Below are 7148 nucleotides of genomic sequence, written 5' to 3' on the forward strand. Positions count from 1 at the left end.
TCCGAGCCGCCCGCATGCTGCAACCTGGGCACAGATCCCAGCGCCTGTGATGTCGTAATCGGTCCGCCGCGGGCCTTCAGGCAGGGCCGTCAGCGGACTGCGTCGGCGGCGGACGCTTCGTCGTTCGGCACGCTCAGGCCCGTTTCCTCTGTCCTGTCTGTCCCGCCCCCCTCGTCACCCTTTCTTGACGGGCTTGTTACTGCTCGGCGGCAACTTCCTCAAGAGCCTCAATGACATCCTCACCGACGATCATCCCGGCGCCTCGTCGTGAGCGGGGACGTCGGGGAGTCCATGCTGACCAGGGACAAGTCCGTCGTACCCTGGCGGGTGACTTGGGCGATCAGGCCTTCCGGCAGATCGGTGAAGAGACCGGCGTTCCCCCGGCCTGCCGGCGCCCGCAGGCGGTCGGTCTCGAACTCGCCTGACAACTCACGCCACTGCGCGCCTGCCCTGAACCGCCACATCGCACCCTCGAACTGATTCCGCAGCCGCTCAGGGTAAGGGCCGTACCCGCCTATCGGCAAGAACGGCTCCGGCAACTACCGCTGTTCGTCGGTGAGTTGTCTCTGTGTCGCGGTCGTCTTCCTGCCGGTTCCGCCTTCCAGGCGGAACCGGATCGGCTCGACCATCCATGTCAACCGCTCGAGCTTCCCATCGCCGTCAGCGACCGTCATGCGGACGGGTGTGTTGCACGTGCTCATCCACGCCGAACCGGATGAGACCGGTGAGCCGGGTCGCGGCGTCGACCGCCGCTTCCAGCGGCGGTGGGGCGAGCCGCACGTGGCGTTCCGAGGTCGCAGCCCAGGGCTGAAGTTTGTATTGACAGTTCTCAACGGTCGCCCATATGGTCGACAAACGACAATAGAGTGGTGGTTTTAAGCCACCATACGGCGCTTTGTCGCCACTGTTACTCGAGAGGAGAACCGAGTGCAGATGATCACGATTCATACGAAGCAGGTTCTCGTGGCCAACTGCGAGGGTTTGTTCCCTGCGCCGTCCGCGGCGGTGATGCGATGAGCCAGTCCGTGACGTCGGCAGCGCACACCGACTCGGCTTCCGACCGGCTCCAGGCCCTGGGTCTGACCCTTCCCGAGCTCCGTGACAACCCGTACTACGTGGACCACCGGACGGTGGGCTCCAGCATCTCCATCTCGGGCCAACTGCCTTACCGCGACGGTGAGCTGCTGGGTCATGGCATTGTCGGCCGGGACGTCGAGCTGGAGACGGCGCAGGAGTTCGCACGCCACGCCGTACTCAACGCGCTCGCCGCCGCTGTACAGGCGGTGGGAGATCTGGACCGGGTCCGGATCGTGCAGATGCTGGTTTTCGTGGCCAGTACGCCGGACTTCGGTCTTCAGTCGCGGGTCGCCAACGCGGCCAGTGAACTGCTCATCGAGGTGCTGGGCGAGAACGGACGTCATGCTCGCACCGCGATCGGTGTCGCCGGGCTACCGCTCAACAGTCCGGTCGAGATCCAGATGGTCTGTACCGCGGTGTAGGGGCGGGCACGACGGCGGTGCAGCGCGAGCGCGGGTGATGGTGCGCGCCACGCACATTCGGCATTCGAGGGAGTCGGCATCCGCTCCCTCGTTCATTCCCAGACACAAGCAAGAGGAGTGCAGCGTGAACCGGCTCCAGCGAGCACTCGACATTCTGGTCGAGCGGGTCGACACCCCCGCGCCGATCGTGCTGGTCGATGTCATGCAGGACAACATCGACCGCATGCAGGGCTTCGCCGCCCGGCACAACCTCGATGTCAGGCCTCACGTCAAGACGCACAAGTGCGTGGAGATCGGCCGACGGCAGATCGAGGCCGGGGCGGTCGGAATCACCGCGGGCAACGTCGGTGAGGCCGAGGTCTTCGCCGGGGCCGGATTCGACGACATCTTCCTCGCCTACCCGGTCTGGCCCTCGGGAACGAAGGCGGCCCGGATCCGCCGGCTCGCCGAGTCCGTCCGGCTGCGGGTCGGCGTGGACAACGTCGCGGCGATCGAGGCCCTCGCCGACGCGATGGGCGACGAACCGGACCGGCTGCAGGTCGTGGTCGAGGTCGACTGTGGTGCCCGTCGTTCCGGAGCGCCGCCGCAGGCCACGGGTGACCTCGCGCTCGCCGCCCGCAAGCGCGGCCTGGTACCGGTGGGCGTCTTCACCTATCCGGGTCACGGCAGCGCCGGCCGCGACGCTCGCAAGCGCGCCGCGCAGGACCAGGAAGCCGCTCTCACCACCGCGGTACGCAGCCTCGACGGTGTCGGGATCACCGCCGAAGTGGTCAGCGCCGGCTCCACACCCACCGTCGAGTTCTCCACCAGCGGCGTGATCACCGAAATCCGTCCCGGCGAGTACGTTTTCGGGGACCTGAACAACGCCCGGCTCGGCGCCTGCACGGACGATCAGATCGCGTTGTTCGTCGCTGCCACCGTGGTCAGCGACTGGGTGCCCGAGCAGGTCATCCTCGACGCGGGCACCAAGGCCCTCAGCCGTGAAGGCAGCCCCGAGCTCGGCTACGGCCGGATCGCCGGTACGAAGGCAGTCCTGGCCAAGCTCAACGAGTACCACGGATTCCTCGCGTTGCCGGACGGCGAGTTCCGCCCCAGCGTCGGCACTGTCGTCCCGGTGGTACCGAACCACGTGTGTCCGGTCATCCTCGGTTTCGAGGAACTGATCGTCACCGGCAGCACGGGCACGTCGCTGCAGCGGTGGCCGGTCGACGCCCGCGGATTCCTCAGCTGACGGGCCCCGGGACGAGACCCCCTGGCCGAGCGCCACCCGACCGACCTCTCCCCCCCCCCGTGAAGGAATGTCTGACATGAGACTCAACAACGTCGCGGCCCTGGTGACCGGTGCCGGCAGTGGCATCGGGCAGGCGGTGAGTTCCCACTTCCGCCGCGAGGGCGCGCGACTGCTGCTCACCGGCCGCAAGGAGCAACTCGACACCGCCCAGCCCGACGACCTGTACATCCCCGGGGACCTCAATGACGAGGCGTTCGTCGAGGACCTGGCCAACCAGGCCGCCCAGTCCCTCGGCACCGTCGATGTCGTCGTCCTCAACCACGGCCTGCAGACCAGCAGCCCGCTCACCGAGATGCCCTGCGAAGACGCGAAGAACGTGCTCGACAGCAACCTGCTCAGCGCGTTCCTGGTGATGAAGCACTTCGCGCCGCTGATGCCCCAGGCAGGAGGCTCGTTCGTCTGCATCAGTTCACGGCTCGGCATGGTCGGCAAGCCCGGGGAAGTCCTGTACTCCGCCGCCAAAGGCGGCCTCATCATGCTCGCCAAGGGCGCGGCGATCGAATGGGCCCCGCGCAACCTCCGTGTCAACGTCGTCGCTCCAGGTCTGACCGCCACCCCGATCATCGAAGCAGCGATCCAGCGCAGCCCCGACCCTGAGGCCTACCGCCGCGAGCGCGAGACCCAGATCCCGCTGCAACGCCTCGCCACCCCCGAAGAAATCGCCGACGCGGTCCTCTTCTTCGCATCATCAGAGTCGTCGTACATCACCGGAGCAGTCCTGCCCGTCGACGGCGGATACACCGCCTTTTGAACATCCCTGCCTTTGCCGTACGTGAAGGTCGCGAACCGCAGGACCGGTCGACGCGATGAGCGCATGCCATTCGGCACCTCACGAGGGCCAACGCCCCGTCTGACGGCTCCGGATCGCCCCAGCCAGTTCCAAACAGCCACCCATCCGGGATCTGAGCGGCTCCCAGCGCGCTTTCCCCTTGAGTAAGGAGCAAACCCATGCGAGTCACAAGACACTTGAGCGTCTCGATCGTCACGACGGCCCTGGCCCTCTCGCTCGCTGCGTGCGGGTCGAGCGGCGCCGCGCAGAACGTGGGGGCGAAGAACACGGCGAAGGGTGGAGGATCGAGCTCGTCGGCCGAGCACACCGACGACATCTCGGTCGGTGTGAAGCCGGATGCGAAGGCGGTGAAGCTGCTGCCCGCGACGGTGAAGGCCAGGGGCACGATCTCGGTGGCCATGGACCTGACCAGCCCGCCGACCACGTTCATGGCGTCGGACAACAAGACTCCGATCGGGTTCAACCCGGACATGGCCCGGTTGATCGCCGCGAAGCTCGGCCTGAAGCTGCAGTTCAACAACATCAAGTTCGACACCATCATCACCGGACTGGAGGCCGGCCGGTACGACTTCACGGCGTCCACCATGGGTGCGACCAAGGACCGGCTGAAGGTGCTGGACATGGTCGACTACTTCAAGGCCGGGACCGGTGTGTCCGTGCCCTACGGGAATCCGCAGAGTCTGAGGACCCACACGCTGTGCGGGCACCGTGTCGGTGTGCAGTCCGGTAGCACCGCGGAGCTGCAGTGGCTGCCGCAGCTGTCCAGGCAGGACTGTACGAGCAAGGGCAAGGCGGCCATCGAGGCGGTGAGCCTGCCCAGCGTGAACGACGCTCTGACCCAGCTGGTCTCCAAGCGGATCGATGCGGTGATGTACGACTTCACCGGGCTTCGGTGGGCGGCCACGCAGCAGCCCAAGACGTTCGATGTCCTGAAGCCACTGGTGGCCACCAAGACCGTGACGGTGGCGCTGAAGAAGGACTCGCCGCTGACCCCCGCGGTCCAGGCCGCCATCCAGTCGATCATCGACAGCCCCAAGTACGCCGACGCGCTGGGCCGCTGGGGTTTCCAGGACCTCGGGATCAAGACCGCGGCCATGGCCGTCCCGCAGGACTGACATGACCACGGATCTGATCGGTACGAAGACCAGGAGCCGACCGGTGTCACAGTTGCTGGCCGAAGAGAAGAAGCGGATCACGCCGAAACGTCCGCGTGACTACGTCGCCTGGACGGTGGCGATCGCGATCGTCGCCGCTCTGGTGTGGACCGCGGTGACGAACGAGAACTATCGCTGGCCGGTGGTGTTCAGCTACTTCACCACTGAGAGCATCCTCAACGGCCTGCTGATCACGCTGCTGCTCACCGTGGCCAGCATGGCTCTGGGCACGCTGCTGGGGCTGGTGCTGGCGGTGATGCGCATGTCGCATCAGCGGCCCGTCTCCGGGCTCGCCCAGCTGTACATCACCTTCTTCCGCGGCACCCCGGTGCTCGTGCAGTTGATCTTCTGGTTCAACATAGCGGCGCTGTACCCGCACATCTCGATCGGCATCCCGTTCACTGACATCTCCACGCCGGTGAACGTGAACGCGATCATGACCCCGCTGACCGCGGCCATCGTGGGGCTGACGCTGAACCAGGCCGCGTACATGTCCGAGATCATCCGCGGCGGGTTCGCATCGGTTCCTCGCGGACAGCACGAGGCCGCGGAGTCCTTGGGTATGTCGGGGTTCACCAAGCTCCGGCACGTGATCATCCCGCAGACCATGCCGGCGGTCATTCCGGCCACCGGCAACCAGGTGATCGGCATGCTCAAGGAGACCTCACTGGTGAGCGTGCTCGGCGTCGCCGACCTGTTGCAGAGCGCGCAGGCGATCTACGCCCGCAACTACCAGACCATTCCGCTGCTGATCGTGGCCAGCCTCTGGTACCTGATCATGACGCTGGTGCTGAGCGTGCCGCAGTCCATGATCGAGCGCCGCTTCTCCCGCTCGACCCGGGCGCGACTGACCCCGGCCGCCACCTCGGCCGAGCCCGGGGCCGGCCAGCCCGTTCCCACCACGAGGGAGTCCCTGCTGTGAACGCCGACGGAACGATCGTCGCACGCAAGCTGTGCAAGAGCTTCGGACGTCACCAAGTCCTGCGCGACATCGACCTGACCGTCGCGGCGGGCGAGATCTCCTGCATCATCGGGCCGAGCGGATCCGGCAAATCGACACTGCTGCGGTGTATCAACGGGCTGGAGACCATCGACCGCGGTGTCCTGAAGGTCAACGGAGAGGACTTCGGCTACGTCGAGAAGGAACACGCCTACCACGCCCTCCGCCCGCAACGGCTGGCCGAGCAGCGCGCCCGCATCGGCATGGTGTTCCAGCAGTTCAACCTGTTCCCGAACATGACCGCCGAGAGCAATGTCATGTCCGGACCGGTGCTGGTGAAGAAGAAGGGCCGCGCGGCCAGCCGGGAGCAGGCGCGAGAACTGCTGGCCCGGGTCGGCCTGGAGGGGTGCGGCCACAAGTACCCCGCCCAACTGTCCGGCGGCCAGCAGCAACGCGTGGCCATCGCCCGCGCGCTCGCGATGGAACCCACCATCATGCTGTTCGACGAACCCACCAGCGCGCTGGATCCGGAGCGTGTGGGCGAAGTACTCGCTGTCATGCGCGACCTCGCCGGCAACGGGATGACCATGCTGCTCGTCACGCACGAGATGGGGTTCGCCCGTGAGGTCGCCGACGAGGTGCTGTTCATGGACGGCGGCATTGCGGTGGAACGCGGCGACGCCCGTGAAGTGCTGGCCAACCCGCGCGAGAAACGAACCCAGGCGTTCCTCGAGAGGGTGCTGTAGACAGCGGCACCGACAGGCGGTAGCGGTTTCGGCAGCGTGGCCGGCCGGCGTTTCTCCGGTCAAAGCCGTCGACTTCGGCGAGGTTGTGGGCCCTGGCCGGGGTGACGCCGACGCTGTGACGAGTGGCCCATGTCCAGTCCGCGGGCGACGACCGGGCCGATGCGGATCGCATGCCCGCCCCCGGGTCCGGACCGGCCTGATAGCCGAGTCCGGTGAGGGCTTCGGCCAAGGGCCTGGATCGCTCCGTTGCGGTCAGCGTCCGTGTCCACCGTACCGACAAGGTCGACGCGCAAATTCTGGCTCAGCTACTGGCCACAGACTTCCTGCTGGGCAGGTGGCCGGCGGACGAGCGCACCCAGATGCTGCGCAGGGTCACCATGCGGTGCGCTCATCCATGCGTCAGTGCATTCGCGCGAAGAACCAGATTCAGTCCGTGCTCCACCGCAACGTGCTGCCCACCCGCCCGTCTCTGACCTGCGCGGCAACACCGTCCAGATCTGCCCGCCTGTCATCTCCACCAATGACGAGTTCCGACAGCTCATGGCCGCCATCGACACCGCCCTCTCCGCCCAGGAAGCCAAGTGACCACCATGCGCACCCTCCCCGACGCCGACCCCACTGTCCTCGCCGACTCCGACAAGGTCCTGGCCAACCTCCACCTCGCCGTACCGGGCGTGACCCGCACCTTCGACGTCCACGATCCGGCCACCGGCCAGTTGATCGCCCAG

General features: G+C 66.7%; 7 protein-coding genes. 6 read left to right on the forward strand and 1 reads right to left on the reverse strand.

The annotated features are described in order from the left end of the window. Positions 1–539: 539 nt before the first annotated feature. The gene (locus ABZ281_RS30310) at positions 540–674 is read right to left on the reverse strand and encodes a hypothetical protein (protein WP_356660617.1); all 135 of its coding nucleotides are present in this window, start codon (positions 672–674) and stop codon (positions 540–542) included. Between the two features lie 339 nt (positions 675–1013). On the opposite strand from ABZ281_RS30310, the gene ABZ281_RS30315 reads away from it, so the two are divergent. The 6 genes from ABZ281_RS30315 to ABZ281_RS30340 all read left to right on the forward strand — a co-directional run bounded on the left by ABZ281_RS30315 (position 1014) and on the right by ABZ281_RS30340 (position 6420). Beyond that, positions 1014–1499 (forward strand): RidA family protein, encoded by a 486-nt coding sequence (locus tag ABZ281_RS30315; protein WP_356660619.1) that lies wholly within the window; start codon positions 1014–1016, stop codon positions 1497–1499. Positions 1500–1623: 124 nt separating this feature from the next. Beyond that, complete coding sequence (locus ABZ281_RS30320) at positions 1624–2730, forward strand: alanine racemase (RefSeq protein WP_356660621.1); 1107 nt, start codon at positions 1624–1626, stop codon at positions 2728–2730. Between the two features lie 76 nt (positions 2731–2806). After that, complete coding sequence (locus ABZ281_RS30325) at positions 2807–3541, forward strand: SDR family NAD(P)-dependent oxidoreductase (protein ID WP_356660623.1); 735 nt, start codon at positions 2807–2809, stop codon at positions 3539–3541. A gap of 197 nt (positions 3542–3738) precedes the next feature. Further along, the gene (locus ABZ281_RS30330) at positions 3739–4695 is read left to right on the forward strand and encodes an ABC transporter substrate-binding protein (RefSeq protein ID WP_356660625.1); all 957 of its coding nucleotides are present in this window, start codon (positions 3739–3741) and stop codon (positions 4693–4695) included. A 1-nt stretch (position 4696) separates the two neighbouring features. Next, positions 4697–5656 carry an amino acid ABC transporter permease gene (locus ABZ281_RS30335; RefSeq protein WP_356660627.1) on the forward strand — a complete coding sequence of 320 codons (960 nt, stop codon included), beginning with the start codon at positions 4697–4699 and terminating at the stop codon, positions 5654–5656. Further along, the gene (locus tag ABZ281_RS30340; protein ID WP_356660629.1) at positions 5653–6420 is read left to right on the forward strand and encodes an amino acid ABC transporter ATP-binding protein; all 768 of its coding nucleotides are present in this window, start codon (positions 5653–5655) and stop codon (positions 6418–6420) included. The genes ABZ281_RS30335 and ABZ281_RS30340 overlap by 4 nt, the downstream gene beginning before the upstream one ends. The last annotated feature ends 728 nt before the right edge of the window (positions 6421–7148 follow it).

The sequence above is a fragment of the Streptomyces sp. NPDC006265 genome (assembly GCF_040613555.1).
Taxonomy (GTDB): Bacteria; Actinomycetota; Actinomycetes; order Streptomycetales; family Streptomycetaceae; genus Streptomyces.

What these genes read in the sequence shown, in the direction of transcription:
- ABZ281_RS30310 (WP_356660617.1), bottom strand. Translation starts at nt 674, where the DNA reads ATGACGGTCGCTGACGGCGATGGGAAGCTCGAGCGGTTGACATGGATG.
- ABZ281_RS30315 (WP_356660619.1), top strand. Translation starts at nt 1,014, where the DNA reads ATGAGCCAGTCCGTGACGTCGGCAGCGCACACCGACTCGGCTTCCGAC.
- ABZ281_RS30325 (WP_356660623.1), top strand. Translation starts at nt 2,807, where the DNA reads ATGAGACTCAACAACGTCGCGGCCCTGGTGACCGGTGCCGGCAGTGGC.
- ABZ281_RS30330 (WP_356660625.1), top strand. Translation starts at nt 3,739, where the DNA reads ATGCGAGTCACAAGACACTTGAGCGTCTCGATCGTCACGACGGCCCTG.
- ABZ281_RS30335 (WP_356660627.1), top strand. Translation starts at nt 4,697, where the DNA reads ATGACCACGGATCTGATCGGTACGAAGACCAGGAGCCGACCGGTGTCA.